Annotated in this window: 21 protein-coding genes; 11 read left to right on the plus strand and 10 right to left on the minus strand. The window is 58.9% G+C overall.

Annotation, left to right across the window (positions count from 1 at the left end; genetic code table 11):
* Positions 1 to 411: 411 nt before the first annotated feature.
* Entirely contained in the window at positions 412 to 2,520 is a 2,109-nt protein-coding gene (locus C9383_RS01560) for a molybdopterin oxidoreductase family protein (protein ID WP_090366485.1), read from the plus strand.
* Between the two features lie 86 nt (positions 2,521 to 2,606).
* The gene (gene grxD / locus C9383_RS01565; protein ID WP_034137173.1) at positions 2,607 to 2,945 is read left to right on the plus strand and encodes a Grx4 family monothiol glutaredoxin; all 339 of its coding nucleotides are present in this window, start codon (positions 2,607 to 2,609) and stop codon (positions 2,943 to 2,945) included.
* Positions 2,946 to 3,026: 81 nt separating this feature from the next.
* On the opposite strand, the gene bfr is transcribed toward grxD, so the two are convergent.
* A complete protein-coding gene (gene bfr, locus C9383_RS01570) occupies positions 3,027 to 3,497 on the minus strand; it encodes a bacterioferritin (protein WP_090366484.1) in 471 nt (156 codons plus the stop codon).
* Between the two features lie 201 nt (positions 3,498 to 3,698).
* Positions 3,699 to 3,917: a bacterioferritin-associated ferredoxin gene (locus C9383_RS01575; protein ID WP_081086986.1), complete on the minus strand. Its 219-nt coding sequence runs from the start codon at positions 3,915 to 3,917 to the stop codon at positions 3,699 to 3,701.
* Positions 3,918 to 4,161: 244 nt separating this feature from the next.
* Between C9383_RS01575 and C9383_RS01580 the strand changes: the two genes are divergently transcribed.
* Positions 4,162 to 4,764 carry a peroxiredoxin gene (locus C9383_RS01580; RefSeq protein WP_034096135.1) on the plus strand — a complete coding sequence of 201 codons (603 nt, stop codon included), beginning with the start codon at positions 4,162 to 4,164 and terminating at the stop codon, positions 4,762 to 4,764.
* A 65-nt stretch (positions 4,765 to 4,829) separates the two neighbouring features.
* On the opposite strand, the gene rnt is transcribed toward C9383_RS01580, so the two are convergent.
* Positions 4,830 to 5,501 (minus strand): ribonuclease T, encoded by a 672-nt coding sequence (gene rnt, locus C9383_RS01585; protein WP_090366483.1) that lies wholly within the window; start codon positions 5,499 to 5,501, stop codon positions 4,830 to 4,832.
* Positions 5,498 to 6,544, minus strand: coding sequence for a dihydroorotase (pyrC, locus tag C9383_RS01590; RefSeq protein WP_090366482.1), 1,047 nt, complete (start codon positions 6,542 to 6,544; stop codon positions 5,498 to 5,500). Before pyrC ends, rnt begins: the two co-directional genes overlap by 4 nt.
* A gap of 156 nt (positions 6,545 to 6,700) precedes the next feature.
* Between pyrC and C9383_RS01595 the strand changes: the two genes are divergently transcribed.
* The 3 genes from C9383_RS01595 to C9383_RS01605 all read left to right on the plus strand — a co-directional run bounded on the left by C9383_RS01595 (position 6,701) and on the right by C9383_RS01605 (position 10,224).
* Entirely contained in the window at positions 6,701 to 7,609 is a 909-nt protein-coding gene (locus C9383_RS01595; protein WP_090366481.1) for a flagellar protein MotY, read from the plus strand.
* 142 nt (positions 7,610 to 7,751) lie between these two features.
* Complete coding sequence (locus C9383_RS01600) at positions 7,752 to 8,969, plus strand: argininosuccinate synthase (RefSeq protein WP_025856870.1); 1,218 nt, start codon at positions 7,752 to 7,754, stop codon at positions 8,967 to 8,969.
* 622 nt (positions 8,970 to 9,591) lie between these two features.
* The gene (locus C9383_RS01605; RefSeq protein WP_060753953.1) at positions 9,592 to 10,224 is read left to right on the plus strand and encodes a response regulator transcription factor; all 633 of its coding nucleotides are present in this window, start codon (positions 9,592 to 9,594) and stop codon (positions 10,222 to 10,224) included.
* 82 nt (positions 10,225 to 10,306) lie between these two features.
* On the opposite strand, the gene C9383_RS01610 is transcribed toward C9383_RS01605, so the two are convergent.
* From C9383_RS01610 to metG, 4 genes are all read right to left on the minus strand, one after another.
* Entirely contained in the window at positions 10,307 to 10,489 is a 183-nt protein-coding gene (locus C9383_RS01610; protein ID WP_060753954.1) for a PA3496 family putative envelope integrity protein, read from the minus strand.
* 107 nt (positions 10,490 to 10,596) lie between these two features.
* Complete coding sequence (gene nth / locus C9383_RS01615; RefSeq protein WP_060753955.1) at positions 10,597 to 11,235, minus strand: endonuclease III; 639 nt, start codon at positions 11,233 to 11,235, stop codon at positions 10,597 to 10,599.
* 104 nt (positions 11,236 to 11,339) lie between these two features.
* Positions 11,340 to 12,500, minus strand: coding sequence for an electron transport complex subunit RsxB (gene rsxB / locus C9383_RS01620; protein ID WP_090366480.1), 1,161 nt, complete (start codon positions 12,498 to 12,500; stop codon positions 11,340 to 11,342).
* Between the two features lie 232 nt (positions 12,501 to 12,732).
* Positions 12,733 to 14,784, minus strand: a complete 2,052-nt coding sequence (gene metG, locus C9383_RS01625; RefSeq protein ID WP_090366479.1) for a methionine--tRNA ligase — start codon at positions 14,782 to 14,784, stop codon at positions 12,733 to 12,735.
* A 172-nt stretch (positions 14,785 to 14,956) separates the two neighbouring features.
* Between metG and apbC the strand changes: the two genes are divergently transcribed.
* Entirely contained in the window at positions 14,957 to 16,051 is a 1,095-nt protein-coding gene (gene apbC / locus C9383_RS01630) for an iron-sulfur cluster carrier protein ApbC (RefSeq protein ID WP_090366478.1), read from the plus strand.
* A 496-nt stretch (positions 16,052 to 16,547) separates the two neighbouring features.
* On the opposite strand, the gene fdxA is transcribed toward apbC, so the two are convergent.
* The gene (gene fdxA, locus C9383_RS01635) at positions 16,548 to 16,871 is read right to left on the minus strand and encodes a ferredoxin FdxA (protein ID WP_090366477.1); all 324 of its coding nucleotides are present in this window, start codon (positions 16,869 to 16,871) and stop codon (positions 16,548 to 16,550) included.
* Positions 16,872 to 17,013: 142 nt separating this feature from the next.
* Positions 17,014 to 19,605 (minus strand): DNA mismatch repair protein MutS, encoded by a 2,592-nt coding sequence (gene mutS / locus C9383_RS01640; protein WP_090366476.1) that lies wholly within the window; start codon positions 19,603 to 19,605, stop codon positions 17,014 to 17,016.
* A gap of 189 nt (positions 19,606 to 19,794) precedes the next feature.
* Here mutS and C9383_RS01645 point away from each other — a divergent pair, with 189 nt between their 5' ends.
* From C9383_RS01645 to C9383_RS01660, 4 genes are all read left to right on the plus strand, one after another.
* Positions 19,795 to 20,538 (plus strand): LexA family transcriptional regulator, encoded by a 744-nt coding sequence (locus tag C9383_RS01645; protein WP_174554046.1) that lies wholly within the window; start codon positions 19,795 to 19,797, stop codon positions 20,536 to 20,538.
* Between the two features lie 608 nt (positions 20,539 to 21,146).
* Positions 21,147 to 21,485 carry a phage holin family protein gene (locus tag C9383_RS01650; RefSeq protein ID WP_090366475.1) on the plus strand — a complete coding sequence of 113 codons (339 nt, stop codon included), beginning with the start codon at positions 21,147 to 21,149 and terminating at the stop codon, positions 21,483 to 21,485.
* Between the two features lie 22 nt (positions 21,486 to 21,507).
* The gene (locus C9383_RS01655) at positions 21,508 to 22,023 is read left to right on the plus strand and encodes a hypothetical protein (RefSeq protein ID WP_090366474.1); all 516 of its coding nucleotides are present in this window, start codon (positions 21,508 to 21,510) and stop codon (positions 22,021 to 22,023) included.
* 3 nt (positions 22,024 to 22,026) lie between these two features.
* Positions 22,027 to 22,635 (plus strand): phage baseplate assembly protein V, encoded by a 609-nt coding sequence (locus tag C9383_RS01660; RefSeq protein WP_060753963.1) that lies wholly within the window; start codon positions 22,027 to 22,029, stop codon positions 22,633 to 22,635.
* The last annotated feature ends 2 nt before the right edge of the window (positions 22,636 to 22,637 follow it).

The following is a 22,637-nucleotide window of genomic DNA, read 5'->3' on the forward strand; positions in this document are numbered from 1 at the left end:
GACCGCAGATACTCAAAGCCTTGTTTATTGTGACAACGGGCGAGACCTGCGGCGAAAGCCGCACGGGGCGACGAAATAGGGGAAGGCGCGATATTGACATTAAATGTCGCGTCTTACCAATAGGGCTACGGTTTTATGGGTGTTCAAGAAGGGCGCGAAGGCGCTTTTGAAGACTGATTCCTCACAGCAGTGGGGCCTTTGTACACTGGCATTGCAGCCTTTTGCAATGCGCCAGGGCGGGCCCAGGCCAGGCTGTGTCGGTTTCAGAAGGGCATGCGCAGCTTGTAACATTTGCTCACGCTTGCCCCCATGGCTTGGCCTGATAGCCGTCGATTCACACGGCGAACGGTGCTGGCGGCGCTGGGGGGCTGGGTCCATAGTCTGGCCAAAGCCCTTATAAAGAGACTGGCCATGACCAAGACTCTCCACCACCGAGCCTGCCATCTGTGTGAAGCCATTTGCGGGCTGACCCTGGAAACCACTCTGGCCGACGACGGCCACCTGGCGATCACCTCGATCAAGGGTGACCCGCAGGACACGTTCAGCCGTGGGCATATCTGCCCCAAGGCCGTGGCACTGCAAGATATCCAGAATGATCCGGACCGTCTGCGCCAACCGATGCTGAGGGTGGGCAGCGAGTGGCAGCCGATCTCATGGGAGGAGGCATTCACACAGGTCGCCGAGCGGCTGGCCGGCATCCAGGCCCGGCATGGGCAGAACGCAGTGGCGGTGTATCAGGGCAACCCCAGCGTGCACAACTACGGGCTGATGACCCACAGCAACTACTTCCTCGGCCTGCTCAAGACGCGCAATCGGTTCTCGGCGACCTCGGTGGACCAGTTGCCCCACCATCTCACCAGCCACCTCATGTACGGTCACGGCCTGCTGTTGCCGATCCCGGATATCGACCACACCGACTTCATGCTGATCCTCGGCGGCAACCCGCTGGCGTCCAACGGCAGCATCATGACCGTGCCGGATGTAGAGAAGCGCCTGAAAGCCATCCAGGCGCGTGGCGGCAAAGTGGTGGTGGTCGACCCACGGCGCAGCGAGACGGCAGCGATAGCTGATCAACACCTGTTCGTGCGCCCGGGAGGGGATGCAGCGCTGTTGTTCGGAGTGCTCAACACGCTGTTCAGCGAGAACCTGACCCGCGCCAGTCATTTGCCGGTTGAGGGACTTGAGGAGGTGAGGCGCGCGATCGCCGGCTTCAGCGCCGACGCCATGAGCCGTCAATGTGCAGTGCCGGCCGAGCAGATTCGCCAGTTGGCGCGGGACTTTGCCGCCGCCGACAGGGCCGTGTGTTATGGGCGAATGGGCGTCTCGACCCAGGCGTTCGGCACGCTGTGCCATTGGCTGGTGCAACTGATCAACCTGGTGACCGGCAATCTGGACCGTGTCGGCGGTGCGCTGTGCACCACCCCGGCGGTGGACCTGGTGGCGTCCACCGGCGGCGGGCATTTCAATCGTTGGCAGAGTCGGGTTTCCGGGCGTCCGGAGTACGGTGGTGAGTTGCCCGTGTCGGCGTTGGCCGAAGAAATGCTGACCGAAGGCGAAGGGCAGATCCGTGCGCTGGTGACGGTGGCAGGCAACCCGGTACTGTCGACGCCCAACGGCCGCCAGCTGGAGCAAGCGCTGGATGGCCTTGAGTTCATGCTCAGCATCGACCTCTACATCAACGAAACCACGCGCTATGCCGACCTGATCCTGCCGTCCACCTCGGCGCTGGAGAACGACCACTACGACACCACCTTCAATATGTTCGCCGTGCGTAACGTCACCCGTTTCAATCGCTCGATCCTGCCCAAGCCTGAAGGCGCCTTGCATGATTGGGAGATCTTTGTCGGGCTGGCCAAGGCCTTTGCCACGCGGACCGGTGTGGCGCTCAAGCCGACGATGGAGCCCGCACAGATGATTGATTTCGGGTTGCGTGCCGGCGTGTACGGCGATGCCTCCAGCCACAAATTGTCGGTGGCGATGTTGCTCGATCATCCCCATGGCGTGGACTTGGGACCGCTCAAGCCCAATCTTGCGGCGCGCCTGAAAACCGCGAATGGCCATGTGCAGGCGGCGCCCGCCGTGATCCTGGCGGATCTGGCGCGCTTCGCGGCACAGCCGGTGCCCATGGCCGATGAGCTGCTGCTGATCGGTCGCCGGCACGTACGCAGCAATAATTCCTGGATGCATAACTATCACCGCCTGGTGAAAGGCAAGCCTCGCCACCAGTTGCTGATGCATCCCGACGACCTTGCCCGGCGCCAGTTGAGTGATGGTCAGCGGGTACGCGTCAGCTCGCGTATCGGCATGGTCGAAGTGGAGGTGCTAGCCAGCCTGGACATGATGCCCGGGGTGGTCAGCCTGCCCCACGGTTGGGGCCATGGCCGCCCCGGGGTACAGATGACCATCGCCAGCGGGCAGCCAGGGGCCAGTGCGAATGACTTGACCGATGAACGGCAGTTGGATGAGTTATCCGGGAACGCCGCGCTGAACGGGGTGCCCGTGCGGGTGGCGGCGGCTTAAGCTGCCTGAGCACCAGGCTGGAATTTTGCGTTACAATGCGTCACCGTGCCGACCTGTGAGTCGCGAAGTTCCTGCAGAGGTGTTCCATGGATATCATCGAAACGATCAAAGAGCAGATTGCCAACAACACCATTCTGCTTTACATGAAGGGCGCGCCAAACGCTCCTCAGTGCGGTTTCTCCGCGAAGGCTTCCCAGGCCATCATGGCGTGTGGCGAGAAATTCGCTTACGTGGATATCCTGCAAAACCCTGAGATCCGCGCCAACCTGCCGAAATACGCCAACTGGCCGACGTTCCCGCAACTGTGGGTAGCCGGTGAGCTGGTCGGCGGCAGTGACATCATCGTTGAGATGGCGGCTGATGGTTCGTTGCAAGCGCTGATCAAAGATGCAGCGGCAAACGCAGCAGCCAAGACTGACGCTTGATGCTCTTGTAGAAAGTCCTGCAATAAAAAGCCCCGCTTCTCGTGAGAGAGCGGGGCTTTTTTGTACCTGCGTACGAAGGGCTTATTCGCCCATCTGCGATTGCAGGTAGTTTTCCAGGCTGACTTTGTCGATCAGGCCCAGTTGGGTTTCCAGCCAGTCGATATGCTCTTCCTGATCTTCCAGGATGTCTTCCAGCAGTTCACGGCTGCCGAAGTCGCCCTTGCTTTCGCAATGTGCAATGGCAGCCTTGAGGTCGCTGTGGCTCTTGTGTTCGAACTTCAGGTCGCTGCTGATCATTTCCTGGCTGTGTTCGCCGATGTTCAGCTTGCCCAGATCCTGGACGTTCGGCAGGCCTTCCAGGAACAGGATGCGCTTGATCAGGGCGTCCGAATCCTTCATGGCCTTGATGGATTCCTTGTATTCACGCTTGCCCAGCTTTTCCAGGCCCCAATCGTCATACATGCGCGCATGCAGAAAGTACTGATTGATCGCGACCAGTTCATTGGCAAGGATTTTATTGAGTTGCTGGATGACTGAGATGTCGCCTTTCATGACTGGGGTCCTGCCCTGTAATTGCTGTGTATAGGGCGGAGTTTGAGCGGCCAATTACGGGGTGTCAAACCTAAGTTATTGAATAATAAATGAAAATTAATAGGAATAAGAATGTTTGTGTTCCGCGTCTTGGCGCTAACTAATTGAATTACGGGCATAAAAAAACCGGACACTAAGTCCGGTTCTTCAAAATATGCTGATTTAAGCGTGTGTAAATTCTGCTGAATAGGGGAGCGCGCCCTGGGCTGTCTGCAACTGCGTCAGGGTTTCCCGTACCACCTGCTTGGCCAGGCACGCACATTTTCCGCACTGGCTGGCAACGCCGGTGGTTTCGCGTACTTCCTTGTAGCTGCAGCAACCTTCGTAGATTGCTTCGCGGATTTGTCCGTCGGTGACGCCAGTGCAGAGGCAGACATACATAAGGGAGAACCGTCGCAGGTTTGAGGCTTAAGTGCGGTGGATCTTAATGTTAACGAGAATGATTGTCAAAGTAGAATCGTAGGGTCCGTTACTGGCACTGCGCCCGCACTGACGAACGGTTTTTTCAGTGTATGATGGTCGGTCTTCACGAAGCGTGACTGCGTCACGGGGCTGTCGTCGGAATGCGGCAGACTCACGACCGGTCCTTTCACTTCAATCGTCACCCCACATCAGGAGATACCCCATGAGCGTACTCGTCGGTAAACAAGCCCCGGATTTCGACGTACCTGCCGTCCTCGGCAACGGCGAAATCGTAGACAGCTTCAAACTGTCTGAAGCCATCAAAGGCAAATACGGCCTGGTGTTCTTCTACCCGCTGGACTTCACCTTCGTCTGCCCTTCGGAGCTGATCGCTCTGGACCACCGCATGGACGATTTCAAGGCGCGCAACGTTGAAGTGGTAGCCGTTTCCATCGACTCCCATTTCACCCACAACGCTTGGCGTAACACTGCCATCAATGATGGCGGTATCGGCAAAGTCAAATACACCATGGCTGCCGACATGAAGCACGAGATTGCCAAAGCCTACGACGTTGAGTCCGAAGGCGGCGTGGCTTTCCGTGGCGCATTCCTGATCGATGACAAGGGCGTCGTGCGCTCGCAGATCATCAACGACCTGCCGCTGGGCCGTAACATGGAAGAGCTGATCCGTCTGGTTGACGCTTTGCAATTCCACGAAGAGCACGGCGAAGTTTGCCCTGCCAACTGGAAAAAAGGCGACAAAGGCATGAACGCTTCGCCAGAAGGTGTTGCGGCTTACCTGACCGAGAACGCAGGCAAGCTGTAAGCCAGAATCGCGGTACAAAAAAACCGGCCTGAGAAGGCCGGTTTTTTTATGTGCGGGGTATGACTTCAGTCGTTGAAGTCTTCCCAGCCGCCCATGTCTTTCCAACGGTTGACGATGCCGCAGAACAGCTCGGCGGTCTTCTCAGTGTCGTAGCGTGCCGAGTGGGCCTCGCGACCGTCAAAGTCGATACCGGCTGCCTGGCACGCCTTGGCCAATACCGTCTGGCCGTAAGCCAGGCCGGCGAGCGTTGCCGTGTCGAAGCTGGAGAACGGATGGAACGGATTGCGCTTCATGTCCAGCCGCGCCACGGCGGCGTTCAGGAAGCCCAGGTCGAAGCTGCTGTTGTGCCCCACCAGGATTGCCCGCTTGCAGCCATTGGCCTTCAGCGCCTTGCGTACGCCACGGAAGATATCGGTCAGTGCCGCTTCTTCACTTACAGCCATGCGCAGCGGATGGTCCAGCTTGATGCCGGTAAATTCCAGGGCTGCCGCTTCGATGTTGGCGCCTTCGAACGGCTCGACACGGAAGAAGTGGGTGTGTTCAGGGTATACGAAGCCCTGCTCATCCATGCCGATGGTGGTGGCGGCGATTTCCAGCAGCGCGTCGGTGGCGCAATTGAAACCACCGGTTTCTACGTCGACGACAACCGGCAGATAGCCGCGAAACCGCTCGGCCATCGGGTGACGGGAGCCGCCGCCACTGTGCTCGTGTTCGTCGTCGAAATGGTCTTCACTCACGTGTATTCCTCCAGCAGGCGCCAGCGCAGTGTTTCACCGGCGCGCAGCGGGATGACAGTCAGCTCGCCGAACGGCAGGCTGGCAGGGGCGGTCCAGTCTTCACGGACCAGGGTAATACGGTCGGTATTCGCCGGCAGGCCGTAGAAACGCGGGCCATTGAGGCTGGCGAAGCCTTCGAGCTTGTCCAGGGCATTACGCTGTTCGAACGCTTCGGCATACAACTCGATCGCCGCATACGCGGTATAGCAGCCGGCACAGCCGCACGCGGCTTCCTTGGCGTGCTGGGCGTGGGGGGCGGAGTCGGTGCCGAGGAAGAACTTCGGGTTGCCGCTGGTCGCCGCATCCAGCAAGGCCACCTGGTGGGTGTTGCGCTTGAGGATCGGCAGGCAATAGAAGTGCGGCCGAATCCCGCCTACCAGCATGTGGTTGCGGTTGTAGAGCAGGTGGTGGGCGGTGATGGTAGCGCCGACGTTGGCCGAAGCCTCGGTGACGAACTGCACGGCGTCGGCTGTAGTGATGTGTTCGAACACGACCTTGAGGGTCGGGAACAGCTCGACCACCCGGCGCATATGCTCGTCGATGAAAATCTTTTCACGGTCGAATACGTCGACATCGCCACGGGTGACTTCACCGTGGATCAGCAACGGCATGCCGACTTCGGCCATGGCTTCGATGGCCGGCAGGATCTTGTCGATACTGGTCACGCCGGAATCGGAATTGGTGGTCGCGCCCGCCGGATACAACTTGGCGGCATGCACGAAACCGCTGGCTTTGGCCTGGCGGATCTCGTCAGGTTGGGTGCGGTCGGTCAGGTAGAGCACCATCAGCGGTTCGAAGCGGCTGCCGGCCGGCCGTGCAGCGAGGATACGCTGGCGATAGGCATCGGCTTCGGCGGCATTACGGACCGGCGGTACCAGGTTAGGCATGATGATGGCGCGGCCGAACGTGCGCGCGACATCGGCCACAGTTTGGGGTAACGCAGCACCATCGCGAAGATGAATATGCCAGTCGTCGGGACGCAGCAGGGTCAGGCGGTCGGACATTGGGGATTCCAGGCGGGTCAATCTAGTGGGAATGCTACCGGAAAAGACTCTTGCAGGCACTCGCTATCAAGTTTTGCAGGATGCGACCGATATCCCCGGGTATGCCTTAACGATGTATGACGCTTTGAAGTGTTGTAGAAACCAGTGGAGCCTCCCGTGCGCCAGCATTATCTAGCCCTGCTCAGTGCGTTCGCCAGCCTGCCTGTGATGGCCCTCACGTTCCAGACACGCCTGGAGAATATTGAGTGGAAGGTGGAAGGCGATCAGTTCGAGTGCCGTCTGACCCAGCCGATCACCGATTTCGGCTCTGGTGAGTTCGTGCGCCGGGCCGGCGAGCAGGCGACGTTTCGTCTGAAAGCCTTTAACGGCTCGCTGGGTGCCGGTTCAGCCACCTTGTTGGCCGCCGCTGCTCCCTGGCAACCCGGCCGCGGTGATATCAACCTCGGTGCCGTGCGAGTGGGCAGCGGCGACGTGTTGTTCAATAGCTCCCAGGCCCAAGCCGGTCGCCTGTTCAGTGGTTTACTGGAAGGGCGTAGCCCAACCGTGCGGCATTACGCGCGTGAAGGCGGCTATTCGGAAATTCGCCTGCTGCCGGTGAAGTTCAGCAAGGCCTACAACGATTATCAGTTGTGTACCGCGAAGCTGCTGCCGATGAATTACGATCAGGTCAAGCAGACCGAGGTCGGGTTCCCTGGCGGCGGTATCGAGCTGGATGCGGCGGCCAAGAAAAAGCTGTCGGTGATTCTTGCGTTCATGAAAGCCGATCCCACGGTCAATCATATCGAATTGAACGGTCATTCCGATAACAGTGGTAACCGCCTGACCAACCGCGATGTGTCGCGGCGTCGTGCGCTGGCAGTGATGGACTACTTCAAGGCCAACGGTATTCCAGAATCGCAAATCACCCTGCGTTTCCACGGCGAAAGCTACCCGCTGGCGCCCAACACCAATGCGGCCAACCGTGCGCGCAACCGTCGCGTGAATATCCAGCTTGAACGGGTCGCGGCGCCCGAGAAGCCGGCGCCTGCGACCGCAGCCCCAAGCAACCCCGCGCATATTTCATAAAGCGCGCTCATAAGGTGCGACCATCGGTCGCCCGCTCGACATAATCTGTCGCTTTATCTTCATTTGCTGTCGCGCCTCTGTAAATTCACGGTTTTGGTCGGTAGAATCGACGCCTTTCCGTACAACCCCGTGGAGTGATGGCATGGCCGACGTAAACAAGGTCGTTCTCGCGTATTCCGGCGGCCTGGACACTTCGGTGATCCTCAAGTGGCTGCAGGATACTTATAACTGTGAAGTGGTGACCTTCACCGCTGACCTGGGTCAGGGCGAAGAGGTCGAACCTGCACGTGCCAAGGCGCAAGCCATGGGCGTGAAAGAGATCTACATTGACGACCTGCGCGAAGAATTCGTCCGCGATTTCGTCTTCCCGATGTTTCGCGCCAACACCGTCTACGAAGGCGAGTACCTGCTGGGTACTTCGATCGCGCGTCCGCTCATCGCCAAGCGTCTGATCGAAATCGCCAATGAAACCGGCGCCGACGCCATTTCCCATGGCGCCACCGGCAAGGGCAACGACCAGGTCCGTTTTGAACTGGGCGCCTATGCGCTCAAGCCAGGCGTAAAAGTGATTGCACCTTGGCGCGAATGGGACCTGCTGTCCCGTGAAAAGCTGATGGATTACGCTGAAAAGCACGCAATCCCGATCGAGCGTCACGGCAAGAAGAAATCCCCGTACTCGATGGACGCCAACCTGCTGCACATCTCCTACGAAGGCGGCGTGTTGGAAGACACCTGGACCGAGCACGAGGAAGACATGTGGCGTTGGACCGTCTCCCCGGAGAACGCACCCGACAAACCGCAGTACCTGGAACTGACTTACCGCAACGGCGACATCGTCGCGCTGGACGGCGTCGAAATGACCCCGGCCACCGTACTGGCGACCCTGAACCGTATCGGCGGTGAGCACGGTATCGGTCGTCTCGACATCGTTGAGAACCGTTACGTGGGCATGAAGTCCCGCGGCTGCTACGAAACCCCAGGCGGCACCATCATGCTGCGCGCTCACCGTGCCATCGAGTCCATCACCCTGGACCGTGAAGTGGCACACCTCAAAGATGAGTTGATGCCCAAGTACGCCAGCCTGATCTACACCGGCTACTGGTGGAGCCCTGAGCGTCTGATGCTGCAACAGATGATCGACGCTTCCCAGGTCCACGTGAACGGCGTTGTGCGCCTGAAGCTGTACAAGGGCAATGTGATCGTCACCGGTCGCAAGTCCGATGAGTCGTTGTTCGACGCGAACATAGCCACTTTTGAAGAAGATGGCGGCGCCTACAACCAGGCGGACGCGGCAGGCTTTATCAAGTTGAACGCATTGCGCATGCGCATCGCGGCCAACAAAGGTCGCTCGTTGTTCTGAGTGATTCGCCCGCAGTGAAAATGGCCCCTTGCTCAAGGGGCCATTTTTTTGCCTGTTATTTTTAACCGGGGTGAAGTGTTTAAAGTTATAAACGCCTGTTGATAGTTTTGTAGTTGGCGCATTTTATTTTGTTTGATTTGCTCCAGGGATAATTGAATTTTGTAGGGGGAATGAATTTTTTACACCTGAACAGGAACTAGCCTTACAGGAAATTCACTCACAAAAGTACAGCGAAGCCATTTGGCGCTGAAACGTCTGTAGGAATTTTGGGTGTAAGAAAATATGTTAAGTGGAACTAAAGCAGTCGATTTTTTTATGCCGGCTTTCCCGTGTACAGGCAAGAGGCAAGGGGCATTTGCTGAAAGGTGTGTGCGCCACGTTTACCGCATGCCCCATACCCGCTGGAGATTTCACTCAAAATATGTAAAAGCCCGGAAAGGTCTGAAAGGTCTTATAAAACTCGACACATCCGAGTTGTTGGTTTTTTGTAGGTTAATTCTTATATCGTTGTGGGTTGGGTCTCTGCTTGCTGTTGCTCGGGGGGTAACGCTATGCCAACTATGAAACGACTAGGCTATTGTGCTTGCTCTAAATAATTCGAACAGCGAAATTGGACTTTCTCATGAATAAAGTGCTGATCGTGGATGATCATCCCGTCATTCGTCTTGCTGTGCGCATGCTGATGGAACGTCATGGTTATGAGGTCGTTGCCGAGACTGATAACGGTGTCGATGCCTTGCAACTTGCACGGGAACATACGCCGGACATTGTCATACTGGACATCGGAATTCCCAAGCTCGATGGGCTGGAAGTCATTTGCCGGCTTGCTTCAACCAAACAACCTGCACCGTTCAAGGTGTTGGTACTGACATCCCAGGCCCCGGGGCATTTTTCCATGCGCTGCATGCAGGCCGGGGCGGCCGGTTATGTGTGCAAGCAGCAGGACCTGACCGAGTTGTTGAGTGCCATCAAGGCGGTGCTTTCCGGCTACAGCTATTTTCCGAACCAGGCGCTTAATTCGGTGCGCTCCACCATGGGCAACGCCAGTGAAGCTGACATGGTCGAGCGCTTGTCGGGGCGAGAGATGATGGTGCTGCAGCAACTGGCCCGGGGCAAGACCAACAAGGAGATTGCCGACGGTATGTTCCTCAGCAACAAGACCGTCAGCACCTATAAGACCCGTTTGCTACTCAAGCTCAATGCCCGCTCCCTCGTCGACCTGATTGAACTGGCCCAGCGCAACGGGTTGGTATGAGTTAAGACATTCCACCGCTCCGGCATTCGTATACCGGCAAAAAAGCCTCCGTCAGGGAGGCTTCCGGTCGTTCACGAGTCGATCAGAGATCGAAGTCGTAATCGGCCAGCTGTTTTTGCAAGCGTCGCTCTTCCAGAAGATTGTCGATAGTGCGGCGTTTGCTCAAATTGGTCTTGGCCACCTCTACAACAGGGGCATCTCCTTCGTCATCCGCCTCTGCAATGAGGTCGTCTTCTACATCCAGTTGTTCTTTGCCAGTGCTCATAAGGTTAACTCCAGGCTAAGACTGCCGTTGGCGCTCCTTATAACGATAATCCATGATCGGGTAAAAAAGATTTTTTCAATCGATTGATTGCAAAAACTAATAATCACTCAATCGTCGGACGTCTTGTCCTTGTATTCGCACAGGTCTTCGATGCGGCAGCTCCCGCAGCGCGGTTTGCGGGCCTGGCAGACATATCGCCCGTGCAGGATCAGCCAGTGGTGGGAATCGAGCAAATACGGCTTGGGCACGAACTTCATCAATTGTTTTTCCACCTCCACCACGTTTTTGCCGCGAGCAATCCCGGTACGGTTGCTGACGCGGAAGATATGCGTGTCCACCGCCATGGTCAGTTGCCGGAATGCCGTATTGAGTACGACGTTAGCGGTTTTTCGGCCCACACCGGGGAGCGCTTCCAGCGCTTCACGGGTCTGCGGCACTTCACTGCCATGCAGTTCAATCAGCAGGCGGCAGGTCTCGATGACATTCTTGGCCTTGCTGTTGTACAAGCCGATGGTCTTGATGTATTCCGACAATCCGTCCACCCCCAAGGCGTAAATGGCCTCCGGTGTATTGGCAACCGGATACAGTTTGGCCGTGGCCTTATTGACGCCAACGTCTGTGGACTGAGCCGAAAGGATCACCGCAATCAACAACTCGAACGGCGACGAGTAGGCCAGCTCGGTTTTGGGTTCGGGATTGTCTTCGTGAAACCTGCGGAAAATTTCCAGGCGTTTGGCAGCGTTCATGGGGCAGGTGTTTCCTTGCAAGCGGGCAGCATAGTGTTCAAAGGTGGGGGCCGGGTTGTGCAGGATAAACCATCACCCGCACACCCGGCAGCGTCTGTCGCGGCTTACGCGCCGGTACGCGCGTTCACTTGGCGCTGCGCCTCGTCCAGCTTGTGCTGTGCGGCCTCCAGCTCAGCCACGCCGCAGCCAGGTTGGCGTTGTAACTTGCTGACCTCGGCCCGGGCATAGGCCAAGGCGGTTTTCAACTGGCGCAGTTCGGCGTCGATGGGGCGTTTTTCTACGCGCTGCAAGTCGGGCCTGGGTTGCTCGCTGTCATTCTCAGCGTCATGCAAGGCTTGCTCGGCGCTGACCAGCGCTGCGCTCAAGGTTGCCAATTGCTGTTGGTCAGCGTTCAGGTCCTGGGCTTTTTTCAGTTCGGCGCGACGCATTGCCAGTTGGATTTTTGCGCGCTTGAGCGCTGGGTCTTTTTGACTCGGCAGCGCTGTCGGGCTGGGGACCTCCAGGGCCGCCAGGGCCTGCTCCGCCGCTTCGAACTGCTGTTGCAGCACGATCAGTTGCGACTGCTGCTCAAAGGTCGGTGGGTGACCAAACGCTTTCAGGGATTTGTGCAACTGAGCGCGACTCATTGCGACCGTGATTTTGGCTTTTTTGACCGCCGCGTCCTGGGCGGAATCGGTCGGCATGGGCATAACCGGCGCCGAGCGCTTGGCCCGTGCCAGGCGTTCGTCGAGCTTGCGCGCTTCTTCGCGTTGCAGGCGGGCATTGCGCTGCTCGAAGCGCCGTCGTGCCCGGTCGCGCTTGAGGCCGCGTTCATGGTGCTGGTGGTCATTAGCTGCAAGGCCACCCACAATCGGCAACACAGAGGTCACTGGGCGCATCTCAATGCAATCGACCGGGCAGGGCGCGACACAAAGGTCGCAACCTGTGCACTCATCGATGATAACGGTATGCATCAACTTGGCGGCTCCGACAATCGCGTCCACCGGGCAGGCCTGGATGCACTTGGTGCAACCGATGCATTCGGCTTCTCGGATGTAGGCGACTTGGGCCGGGGCTTCTCCTCGGCTGGTATCCAGCGCCAGAATCGGCACTTTCAGCAATTGCGCCAAGCCGGCGATGGTTTCCTCCCCGCCGGGAGGGCACTTGTTGATCGCCTCACCAAGGGCGATACCCTCAGCATAAGGCTTGCAGCCCGGATGCCCGCACTTGCCGCATTGGGTCTGCGGCAGCAGCGCGTCGATACGTTGAATCAGGTTCGTGACCATTGGCATGCCAGTTGAACAAACAGGGCTTGTAGTGAGCGGGCTTGCCCCGCGCTGGGTGGCGAAGCCGCCCCAAATCCAGGCGCCTTGGTGTTTCTGAAACTACTGCGGCGTCCTTATTGGGGCGAAGCCTCCCCAAATCCAGGCGCCTTGGTGTTTCTGAAACTACTGCGGCGTCCTTATCGGGGCGGCTGCGCCACCCAGCGCGGGGCAAGCCCGCTCACTACAACAGCCGTTACTTGATGCGTTGGCCCGGCTTTGCGCCGCTGTCCGGGCTGAGCAGGTAGATTTCTTCGCCGCCAGGGCCTGCCGCCATCACCATGCCTTCGGAAATGCCGAACTTCATCTTCCGTGGCTTGAGGTTGGCGATCATCATCGTCAGGCGCCCGTCGAGTTTGGACGGGTCCGGATACGCGCTCTTGATCCCGGAGAATACATTGCGTCGCTCGTCACCAATGTCCAAGGTCAGGCGCAGCAGCTTGTCGGCACCCTCTACTGCTTCGGCCTTGACGATCAGTGCAACACGCAGGTCCACGGCCGCAAAGGCGTCAAACTCGATTTGCGGAGAAATCGGGTCCTTGGCCAGCTCGCCGTTGCCGGTCGTGGCGGACTCGCCGGTGTCGGTCTGGCTGGCAGTCAGGTCTTCTTTCGAAGCGTCGGTCATGGCCTGGACTTTGGTCGGGTCGATGCGGGTCATCAGTGGCTTGAACTCATTCAACTGATGGTTGCCGAGCAAGGTGGCGTGATCGTTCCAGGTCAACGGCGCGACGTTCAGGAACGCTTCGGCGTCGGCGGCCAGCAGTGGCAGTACCGGCTTGAGGAAGATCACCAATTGGCGGAACAGGTTGACGCCCGTGGCGCAGATCGCCTGCACTTCAGCCTGCTTGCCTTCCTGCTTGTTCAGCGACCACGGTGCCTTGTCGGCGATCCAGGCGTTGGCTCGGTCGGCCAGGCCCATGATTTCGCGCATGGCGCGGGCAAAGTCGCGGGCTTCATAGGCGTCGGCGATGCTTGGCGCAGCGGCCGTGAAGGCTTCGGTCAGCTCCGGCGCGGCGTTTTCGGCGACCAGCAGGCCGGCGTTGCCCTTGTGGATAAAACCTGCGCAACGGCTGGCGATGTTGACCACCTTGCCGACCAGGTCCGAGTTGACCTTCTGTACGAAGTCTTCCAGGTTCAGGTCCAGGTCGTCGACGCCACGGCCCAGCTTGGAGGCGTAGTAATAACGCAGGTATTCCGGCGACAGATGGTCCAGGTACGTGCGCGCCTTGATGAAGGTGCCACGGGACTTGGACATCTTCTGGCCGTTGACCGTCAGGTAGCCGTGTACGGCAATGCCGGTCGGCTTGCGGTAGCCCGAACCTTCAAGCATCGCCGGCCAGAACAGTGCGTGGAAGTTGACGATGTCCTTGCCGATGAAGTGATACAGCTCGGCGGTGGAGTCCTTGCCCCAGAACGCGTCGAAGTCCAGCGCCGGGGTGCGGTCGCACAGGTTCTTGAAGCTGGCCATGTAGCCGATCGGCGCATCCAGCCATACATAGAAGTACTTGCCAGGTTCGCCCGGGATCTCGAAACCGAAGTACGGCGCATCGCGGGAGATGTCCCACTGTTGCAGGCCGCTGTCGAGCCACTCGGACAGTTTGTTGGCCACGGCATCCTGCAGGGTGCCGCTGCGGGTCCAGGCTTGCAGCATCTGCTGGAAATCCGGGAGCTTGAAGAAGAAGTGCTGGGAGTCCTTCAGTACCGGGGTGGCGCCGGAGATGGCCGACTTCGGATCTTTCAGGTCGGTGGGTGCGTAGGTGGCACCGCATTTCTCACAGTTGTCGCCGTATTGGTCTTCGGAGCCGCATTTCGGGCAGGTGCCCTTGATGAAGCGGTCGGCCAGGAACATTTTCTTTTCCGGGTCGAAATACTGGGTGACCGAACGCTGGTCGATGTGCCCGGCATCCTTGAGCCGCAGGTAGATCTGGCTCGACAGCTCGCGGTTTTCTTCGGAGTGGGTCGAGTGGAAGTTGTCGAAATCCACCAGGAACTCGGCAAAGTCGGCGCTGTGTTCAGCCTGCACATTGGCGATCAGTTGTTCTGGCGTGATCCCTTCTTTTTCGGCGCGCAACATGATGGCCGAACCGTGGGCGTCGTCCGCGCAGACATAAATACATTGATTGCCGCGATGCTTCTGGAAGCGCACCCACATATCGGTCTGGATGTACTCAAGCATATGGCCAAGATGGATGGAACCATTGGCATAGGGCAGGGCGCTGGTGACGAGGATCTTGCGTGGCTCGGACATGGGGCTCGGCTACTTGATGAAACGGAGGTCGGCCACTATAAAGCGCCGGGAAATATATTTCACCCCGTGGCGTTGTTTCAAAATCATCCCGGCGTTCGAAACGCATGCCGTTGGGCGACGGGAACGGTTAGGATAGCCGCCTGTTTCAGTCAGTCTTTTTCGGGAGTAGCCCATGAGCGCCGTCAATCGCGCAGCGGTGGAAGCCGTTCTTCGCCAGTACACCGACCCCTATTTGAACCAGGACCCGGTCAGTGCCGGTTGTGTGCGGGCCATCGAGGTTCAGGGCGACCAGGTGTCGGTCCTGCTGGAGTTGGGCTATGCCGCCGGCCTGTTCAAAAGCGGCTGGGCGCAGATGCTGCAAATGGCCATCGAGGGCCTCGACGGCGTCGGTTCCGCCAAGGTCGACATCCAGTGCGTGATTGCCCCGCACAAGGCACAGGCGCAAATTCCGGGGCTGGCCAACGTCAAGAACGTGGTGGCGGTGGCCTCCGGCAAGGGCGGCGTAGGTAAATCGACCACGGCGGCCAACCTGGCCCTGGCCCTTGCCCGCGAAGGCGCGCGGGTGGGCATTCTCGATGCGGATATCTACGGCCCGAGCCAGGGTGTGATGTTCGGTATCGCCGAAGGTACGCGCCCCAAAGTGAAGGACCAGAAGTGGTTTGTACCTATCGAGTCCTTGGGCGTGGAAGTGATGTCCATGGCATTTCTCACCGATGACAACACGCCGATGGTCTGGCGCGGGCCGATGGTGTCCGGTGCGCTGCTGCAATTGGTCACCCAGACCGCCTGGGGCGACCTGGATTACCTGGTGATCGACATGCCGCCGGGTACCGGTGACATCCAGCTGACCCTGGCGCAGAAGGTCCCGGTGGCCGGCTCGGTGATCGTGACCACGCCCCAGGACCTGGCGCTGCTCGACGCGAAGAAAGGTGTGGAGATGTTCCGCAAGGTCAACATCCCGGTACTCGGTGTCGTGGAAAACATGGCGGTGCACATCTGTTCCAACTGCGGGCATGCCGAGCACCTGTTTGGTGAAGGCGGAGGCGAGAAGCTGGCGACCCAGTACGGCGTCGAATTGCTGGCCTCGTTGCCCCTGTCGATGCTGATTCGTGAGCAGGCCGATGGTGGCAAGCCTACCGTGATGGCTGAGCCGGACAGCCAGATCGCCATGATCTATCAAGAGCTGGCGCGCCATGTGGGCGCACGGATTGTCTTGCAGGAGGCCGTCGCGCCAGCAATGCCGACGATTACCGTCAGCGAAGACTGAGCAGGTTGCAGGGAAAGAAGCCTCGACACTGTCGGGGCTTTTTCTTGCCTGCAAGATGGTCAATGAGGCGCGCTCGCGCTTTTACGCAATTGCGGGTGTAAGCATTCGCTTACTTTTTCGTAAGTGTTTGGTTTTTTTGCCCTGCACGGGCGCCTCGAATCGTCGAGAGATTTTTCTAATTGTTTGAAATATAAGAATTATTTATCGAGTTTTGGCGGTGGTCGTTGGCGCAGTGGCTGGACGCATCCCGTTGAACTTCCTTTGGAACTCTCTAACATCAGCCCTGTGTCCACGGATTGACACGGCCATCAAGGAACGATGGTTTGAAGGAACGTCGCAGGATGCGATTCATCAGGATGATGAAAAGGAATACAGGGACTAGGGAAAAAATGTGGGCGGGTCAAACCGCCCCTTTTTTTTGCCTGTAGAAAAGCAACGGCTCACCCAGAAACGCAAAAAGACCCGCAAGGGGCCTTTTTGGGGGGCGACGACGCTATCAGCGTTCGAGGTCTGCAATCTTGCCTTTTTTACCATCCCACTCCGCTGCATCCGGCAACGGGTCTTTGCGTTCGGTGATGTTTGGCCAGATTTCCGCCAGCTCGACGTTCAGCTGAATGAATTCCTGCATCTCTGCCGGGACTTCATCCTCGGAGAAAATCGCGACGGCCGGGCATTCCGGTTCACACAGGGCGCAGTCGATGCACTCATCCGGGTGGATGACCAGGAAATTCGGGCCTTCGTAAAAGCAGTCCACCGGACACACTTCTACGCAGTCGGTGTACTTGCACTTGATGCAGTTGTCGGTGACGACGAAGGTCATTTCTAATTTTCTCCTCAGGCGGCGGCAGCGAAACCCTTTGTGGCAGGGCTCGCGAGGTTCGGGAGCGATAGTCTGCAGGCCAGGCTAAGAGCCTGCAGCATCCCAAACCGCGCGAGAGTCTACCAGCTTGCAAGCGTCTGCGTTATATCCGAGTCTTAAGTGCATATAACATTTCGAGCGCTTTTCGCGGCGTCAAGTCGTCCACATCAAGTTTAGCCAACTCATCCAGCACGGGATGAGGCAGGCTGGCGAACATATCGCTCTGATGCGGTGCACTAGGCTTGCGGGGCGCCTTGGCCGGGTTTGCGACCACGGTTTCGTGGGGCAGGGCCGTGGTTTCAAGGCGGCTGAGGTGTTCACGGGCGCGGGTGATCACATCGTTGGGCACGCCAGCCAACTGGGCCACAGCCAGGCCGTAACTCTGGCTGGCCGGGCCTGGCAGCACGTGGTGCAGGAACACGATGCGCTCGTTGTGCTCAGTGGCGTTGAGGTGCACGTTGGCGACCAGCGGCTCGCTTTCCGGCAATACGGTCAGTTCGAAGTAGTGGGTGGCGAACAGCGTATAGGCACGCAGGTGCGCCAGGCGTTCAGCCGCCGCCCACGCCAGGGACAGGCCGTCGAAAGTGCTGGTGCCGCGACCGACTTCGTCCATCAGCACCAGGCTGCGCTCGGTGGCGTTGTGCAGAATATTGGCGGTTTCGCTCATTTCCACCATAAAGGTCGAGCGGCCACCGGCCAGGTCGTCGCTGGAACCGATCCGCGTGAAAATGCGGTCCACCAGCGACAGCTCGCAACTGGCGGCCGGTACAAAACTGCCGATGTGCGCCAGCAACACAATCAATGCGGTCTGGCGCATGTAGGTGGATTTACCGCCCATGTTCGGACCGGTGATCACCAGCATGCGGGTATCGTCGTCCAGCGACAGGTCATTGGCCACGAACGGGGTGGTCAACACTTGTTCGACCACCGGGTGACGTCCCTGGACGATCCGCATGCACGGCTCGCTGACGAAGCGCGGGCAATTCAGGTCAAGGTTCAGTGCGCGTTCGGCCAGGTTGCTCAACACATCCAGCTCGGCCAGGGCGGCGGCGGTGTCTTGCAGCGGTGCCAGACGGCTGATCAGGTCTTCGAGCAAGGCTTCATAGAGCATCTTTTCCCGAGCCAGGGCACGGCTTTTGGCCGACAGTGCCTTGTCTTCGAACGCTTTGAGCTCCGGCGTGATAAAGCGCTCGGCACCCTTGAGGGTCTGGCGCCGCTGATAGTCGATCGGGGCCGACTCGGCCTGCTTGCTCGGCAGCTCGATAAAGTAGCCGTGCACGCGGTTGTAGCCGACCTTCAGGTTGGCCAGGCCCGTACGGGCTTTTTCACGGGCTTCCAGATCAATCAGGAACTGCCCGGCGTTCTCGCTCAGCGACTGCAGCTCGTCCAGCTCGGTGTCGTAACCGGTTTTGAGCACGCCGCCGTCACGGATGATCGCCGGCGGATTGTCGATAATGGCTTTTTCCAGCAGGGCCGCGAGGTCCGGATAAGTGCCTGCGGTGACAGCAAGTTGTTGCAGGTGCGGCGTGTCCAGTTCGGTCATCGCCACTTGCAGTTGCGGCAACGCGCCGAGGGCATCGCGCAGGCGCGCGAGGTCACGGGGCCGCGCATTGCGCAGGCCGATCCGCGCCAGGATGCGCTCGATATCGCCGATTTCCTTCAGTTGCGGCTGCAGCTTTTCAAAGCGATAGCCATCCAGCAGGCAAGTAATGGAGGATTGACGGGCTTGCAGCACGCCGAGGTCGCGCAGCGGACGGTTCAACCAGCGCGTCAGCAAACGGCTGCCCATCGCGGTCTGGCAACGGTCTACGACCGATTGCAACGTGTTGTCGCGCCCACCGGCCAGGTTGGTATCCAGCTCCAGGTTTCGACGGCTTGCGCCATCCAGCACCACGGTGTCGTCCAGGCGCTCATGACGCAGGCTGCGCAAATGGGGCAGGGCGGTGCGCTGGGTTTCCTTGGCATAGCTGAGCAAGCAACCGGCGGCGCCGATCGCCAGGGTCAGGGTCTCGCAGCCGAAGCCTTTGAGGTCTTGCACCGAGAACTGCTGGCACAGACTTTTCAGCGCCGAATCGCGTTCGAAATCCCACGGCGCACGACGTTTGGTCCCACGGCGTTTTTCTGCGGGCAAGTCCTTCGGCCAATCATCCGGGATCAACAGCTCCACCGGATTGATGCGCTCCAACTCCGCCAGCAGGTTTTCCCAACCCTTGATCTCCTGCACGCTGAAGTTGCCGCTGGTGATATCCAGTACGGAAAGCCCAAATAGGCGCTCATCGCCCAGCACCGCCGCGATCAGGTTGTCGCGCCGTTCATCCAGCAACGCCTCGTCACTCACCGTTCCCGGCGTGATGATCCGCACCACTTGGCGCTCGACTGGGCCTTTGCTGGTCGCCGGATCGCCGATCTGTTCACAGATCACCACCGATTCGCCCAGCTTCACCAATTTGACCAGGTAACCTTCCAACGAATGGTAAGGAATCCCACACATCGGAATCGACTGCCCCGCCGACTGCCCGCGTGCGGTCAGGGTGATGTCCAGCAGCTTGGCGGCCTTCTTTGCGTCTTCATAGAAGATCTCGTAGAAGTCGCCCATGCGATAGAACATCAACTGATCAGGGTGCTGGTTCTTCAGGCGCCAGTACTGCTGCATCATCGGGGTGTGGGAGGACAGATCGGAAGTGTTTTTACTCATCAGATAGTTGGCAAGTTCGTTGAAAGTGGTGGGGCAAAGATGGGTCACTGGCCCGGCTGATTTTGCAATGGCCGCAAGGTTAACACGCGAGGTTGGCGCTTCGCAGGTCATAAGTGGGCAGGGAGAAGGCAGGGAAAATGCATAAAATATGCAAATTAGCATTTGCCAACCCTCAAAACTCCCGTCAATATCCGCGCTATGCAAAAACGCAACGTTTCTATCGTCTTAAGAGAGCTGCTGGACCGTGACCGGATCTCCCCTACGGAGCTTCACCGGCGTACCGGCGTGCCTCAATCCACGTTGTCCCGGATCCTCAGCGGCAAGATCGTTGACCCGTCGGACAAGCACATTTCCCGCATCGCCGAGTACTTTCGCGTGGGCACCGATTACCTGCGCGGGCGCGCGGCAGTGGGTGCGCAGCGGGATGAAGGGCGCGACCCGATGCATTCGGAACTCAAGGACATAAGCCTGTGGGATGACGACACGCCCGTTAATGATGACGAGGTGTCGATCCCCTTTCTGCGCGAGGTTGAATTGGCTGCTGGATCAGGAAGATTCGTCATCGAGGAAAGCGAGAAGGCCAGCCTGCGTTTCGGCAAGCGCAGCCTGCGACATAACGGTGTGCAGTTCGACCAGGCCAAGTGTGTGACGGTACGTGGCAACAGCATGTTGCCGGTGCTGCGCGACGGCGCCACGGTGGGGGTGAATGCGGGCAAGAGTGGCATTGGCGATATCGTCGATGGCGACCTGTATGCCATCAATCACAATGGCCAGTTGCGTGTGAAGCAGCTCTACCGCCTGCCTTCCGGGATTCGCCTGCGCAGTTTCAACCGTGATGAGCACCCGGACGAGGACTACAGCTTCCAGGATATCCAGGATGAGCAGATCAGCATCCTCGGCCATGTGTTCTGGTGGGGCATGTACGCCCGTTAACCCCCATGCGTAAGACACAGCCCGCCATTGTGCGGGCTTTTTTTCGCCCGTAGAAAATCGCCAAACCCTTTGTCCACAAGGTCGAAAATGCACATGCGCATTTTTAGTGCAAAAATAAATGCATTTACGCATTGACTGTATATGCATACATGCATATTCTTTGTCTCAAGCCAGCCAACAAGGCTTGGTGGAGGCGGCACGGATGCTGCCAGGGAAGACAAGGAAGGCACGCAACATCGGCAAGGACGCCATCGAAGCGATGGCAGGGATGCCAGGCAACACCGGCAAGGATGCCGACGCTCTTTAGTCTCAACCGGCTTTCTTGACAGGAAGCACAAAACAGGCAGCGATGAACCGGCCTAATAACGGTTCAGAGGGTTGGCAACTGACCCGGGTGTGCAGCGTAAAGCACCAGAAGCAGTTATCCGGCAGACAGGGATCGTGGTCGGAAAAACATTGAGGAAAGAACCGTACCGCGCCAGTAGCGCCGAAAGTTCGAGGACATCATTACTGAAAAGCCCGGGCGACCGGGCTTTTTGGAATGCCTACCTATCGAAGCATGTGTAAATGAAAAACGGACTATCTAGTGCTCAGCCAGGAGGCGTGACATGACAAATGAACAGCAAGCGTTAGCGGAAATGCCTATCTGGCTGGTCATCGTATTGGCAGTGATCGGCGGGGTATCCGGCGAAATGTGGCGGGCAGACAAGGAGGGCGCCCGTGGTTGGTCGCTGATCCGCCGACTCGCCCTGCGCTCTGGAGCCTGCATGGTGTGCGGGGTTTCGGCGCTGATGCTGTGCTACGCCGCCGGCATGTCGATCTGGACCGCCGGCGCCATTGGGTGCTTGACCGCCATGGCCGGTGCCGATGTTGCCATCGGCCTTTATGAACGGTGGGCAGCCAAGCGCATCGGGGTCAATGAAAGTTCCCGCCAGGACCCGCAGTAACCGCTGCAAGGACGCTACTTAAATGACGCTTATTGAAAAGCCATCTCAACTGCCCCAGGCCATCGGCGAGGCGCTGCACGCTGCGTTCCCGAATTTGAAGGTCGGCAGTCATCAGGACTTCCGGGGCACAGGGGGCGAAACCGGCGTGATGATCACGGTCGAGGGCAACGGCCCGGGCATCCGCTCCCGCGAAGGGCGCAAGGCGCACGCCTTGGCGATTTCGCTCAAGGCCATGGTCGCGCCAGGCGCCTTGCCGTTTGACGCCTGCGACCTGGCCAGCCAGCTCATGGATTTGGTGCTGGATAACCGCTGGAACCTGCCCCAACCACAGTGTGATCTGCCGACGAATATCGTCGCTGCTCCCACGCTGCGGGCTGGCGCAGGGATGGACTATGACACCTGGACGGTTTCTTTCACCCAAACCCTCTATATCGGGCCTGTGTTGCTCAACGATCCCACAGGCCAGCCGCTGTTTGCCTGCACCTGGGACGTCACGAACATCGACGACCCCGCTCAATACAAACCCCTGTCGGAGTAGCCCATGTTCGACGCACTGTTACGCATGCAACTGGGGCCGATTGTCGAGCGCCTGGCGGAAATGGAAGCCCAGCTCGAAGACCTTTATCGTCGCGCCGAAAGCTTCTGTCGCATCGGCGTGTGCCAGGAGGTCGACGCTGCCAGTCATACCTGCAAGGTCAGCCACGGTGAATTGCTCACCCCGGCCATCCGCTTTTTCAACCCCAGCGCCGGTACGCAGACCGAGACCCGTATCCCGTCCGTGGGCGAACAATGCCTGTTGTTCAACTATGGCGGCGGTGAAGGTGGCGGGCAGTCCGTGGCCTTGTTCGGTTTGAACAGTGATCGCTTCCCGCCGGTTTCGAGCCTGGCGACATTGACCCGGCGGCGCCATCAAGACGGCACCCAAAGCGATTACGACGACGCCAGCCACACCTTCAACTGGGTCAACGGCCCCACCACGTTCAGCGGTTCGCGCGAGCAAGTCGACGTCAAGGTCGGCGCTGCCGGCCTGACCCTCAACGCCCAAGGCATCATCCTGCAAATCGGTGGTACCCGCCTGGTGCTGGATGCCGGCGGCGCGCACTTCAGCGGTCCGTTGGTGGACCACCAAGGTCGGGTCATCAGCCCGTGATA

Source organism: Pseudomonas palleroniana (assembly GCF_003031675.1).
GTDB classification, from domain to species: domain Bacteria; phylum Pseudomonadota; class Gammaproteobacteria; order Pseudomonadales; family Pseudomonadaceae; genus Aquipseudomonas; species Aquipseudomonas palleroniana.

What these genes read in the sequence shown, in the direction of transcription:
- C9383_RS01560 (WP_090366485.1), top strand. Translation starts at nt 412, where the DNA reads ATGACCAAGACTCTCCACCACCGAGCCTGCCATCTGTGTGAAGCCATT.
- grxD (WP_034137173.1), top strand. Translation starts at nt 2,607, where the DNA reads ATGGATATCATCGAAACGATCAAAGAGCAGATTGCCAACAACACCATT.
- bfr (WP_090366484.1), bottom strand. Translation starts at nt 3,497, where the DNA reads ATGAAAGGCGACATCTCAGTCATCCAGCAACTCAATAAAATCCTTGCC.
- C9383_RS01575 (WP_081086986.1), bottom strand. Translation starts at nt 3,917, where the DNA reads ATGTATGTCTGCCTCTGCACTGGCGTCACCGACGGACAAATCCGCGAA.
- C9383_RS01580 (WP_034096135.1), top strand. Translation starts at nt 4,162, where the DNA reads ATGAGCGTACTCGTCGGTAAACAAGCCCCGGATTTCGACGTACCTGCC.
- pyrC (WP_090366482.1), bottom strand. Translation starts at nt 6,544, where the DNA reads ATGTCCGACCGCCTGACCCTGCTGCGTCCCGACGACTGGCATATTCAT.
- C9383_RS01600 (WP_025856870.1), top strand. Translation starts at nt 7,752, where the DNA reads ATGGCCGACGTAAACAAGGTCGTTCTCGCGTATTCCGGCGGCCTGGAC.
- C9383_RS01605 (WP_060753953.1), top strand. Translation starts at nt 9,592, where the DNA reads ATGAATAAAGTGCTGATCGTGGATGATCATCCCGTCATTCGTCTTGCT.
- C9383_RS01610 (WP_060753954.1), bottom strand. Translation starts at nt 10,489, where the DNA reads ATGAGCACTGGCAAAGAACAACTGGATGTAGAAGACGACCTCATTGCA.
- nth (WP_060753955.1), bottom strand. Translation starts at nt 11,235, where the DNA reads ATGAACGCTGCCAAACGCCTGGAAATTTTCCGCAGGTTTCACGAAGAC.
- rsxB (WP_090366480.1), bottom strand. Translation starts at nt 12,500, where the DNA reads ATGGTCACGAACCTGATTCAACGTATCGACGCGCTGCTGCCGCAGACC.
- metG (WP_090366479.1), bottom strand. Translation starts at nt 14,784, where the DNA reads ATGTCCGAGCCACGCAAGATCCTCGTCACCAGCGCCCTGCCCTATGCC.
- apbC (WP_090366478.1), top strand. Translation starts at nt 14,957, where the DNA reads ATGAGCGCCGTCAATCGCGCAGCGGTGGAAGCCGTTCTTCGCCAGTAC.
- fdxA (WP_090366477.1), bottom strand. Translation starts at nt 16,871, where the DNA reads ATGACCTTCGTCGTCACCGACAACTGCATCAAGTGCAAGTACACCGAC.
- mutS (WP_090366476.1), bottom strand. Translation starts at nt 19,605, where the DNA reads ATGAGTAAAAACACTTCCGATCTGTCCTCCCACACCCCGATGATGCAG.
- C9383_RS01650 (WP_090366475.1), top strand. Translation starts at nt 21,147, where the DNA reads ATGACAAATGAACAGCAAGCGTTAGCGGAAATGCCTATCTGGCTGGTC.
- C9383_RS01655 (WP_090366474.1), top strand. Translation starts at nt 21,508, where the DNA reads ATGACGCTTATTGAAAAGCCATCTCAACTGCCCCAGGCCATCGGCGAG.
- C9383_RS01660 (WP_060753963.1), top strand. Translation starts at nt 22,027, where the DNA reads ATGTTCGACGCACTGTTACGCATGCAACTGGGGCCGATTGTCGAGCGC.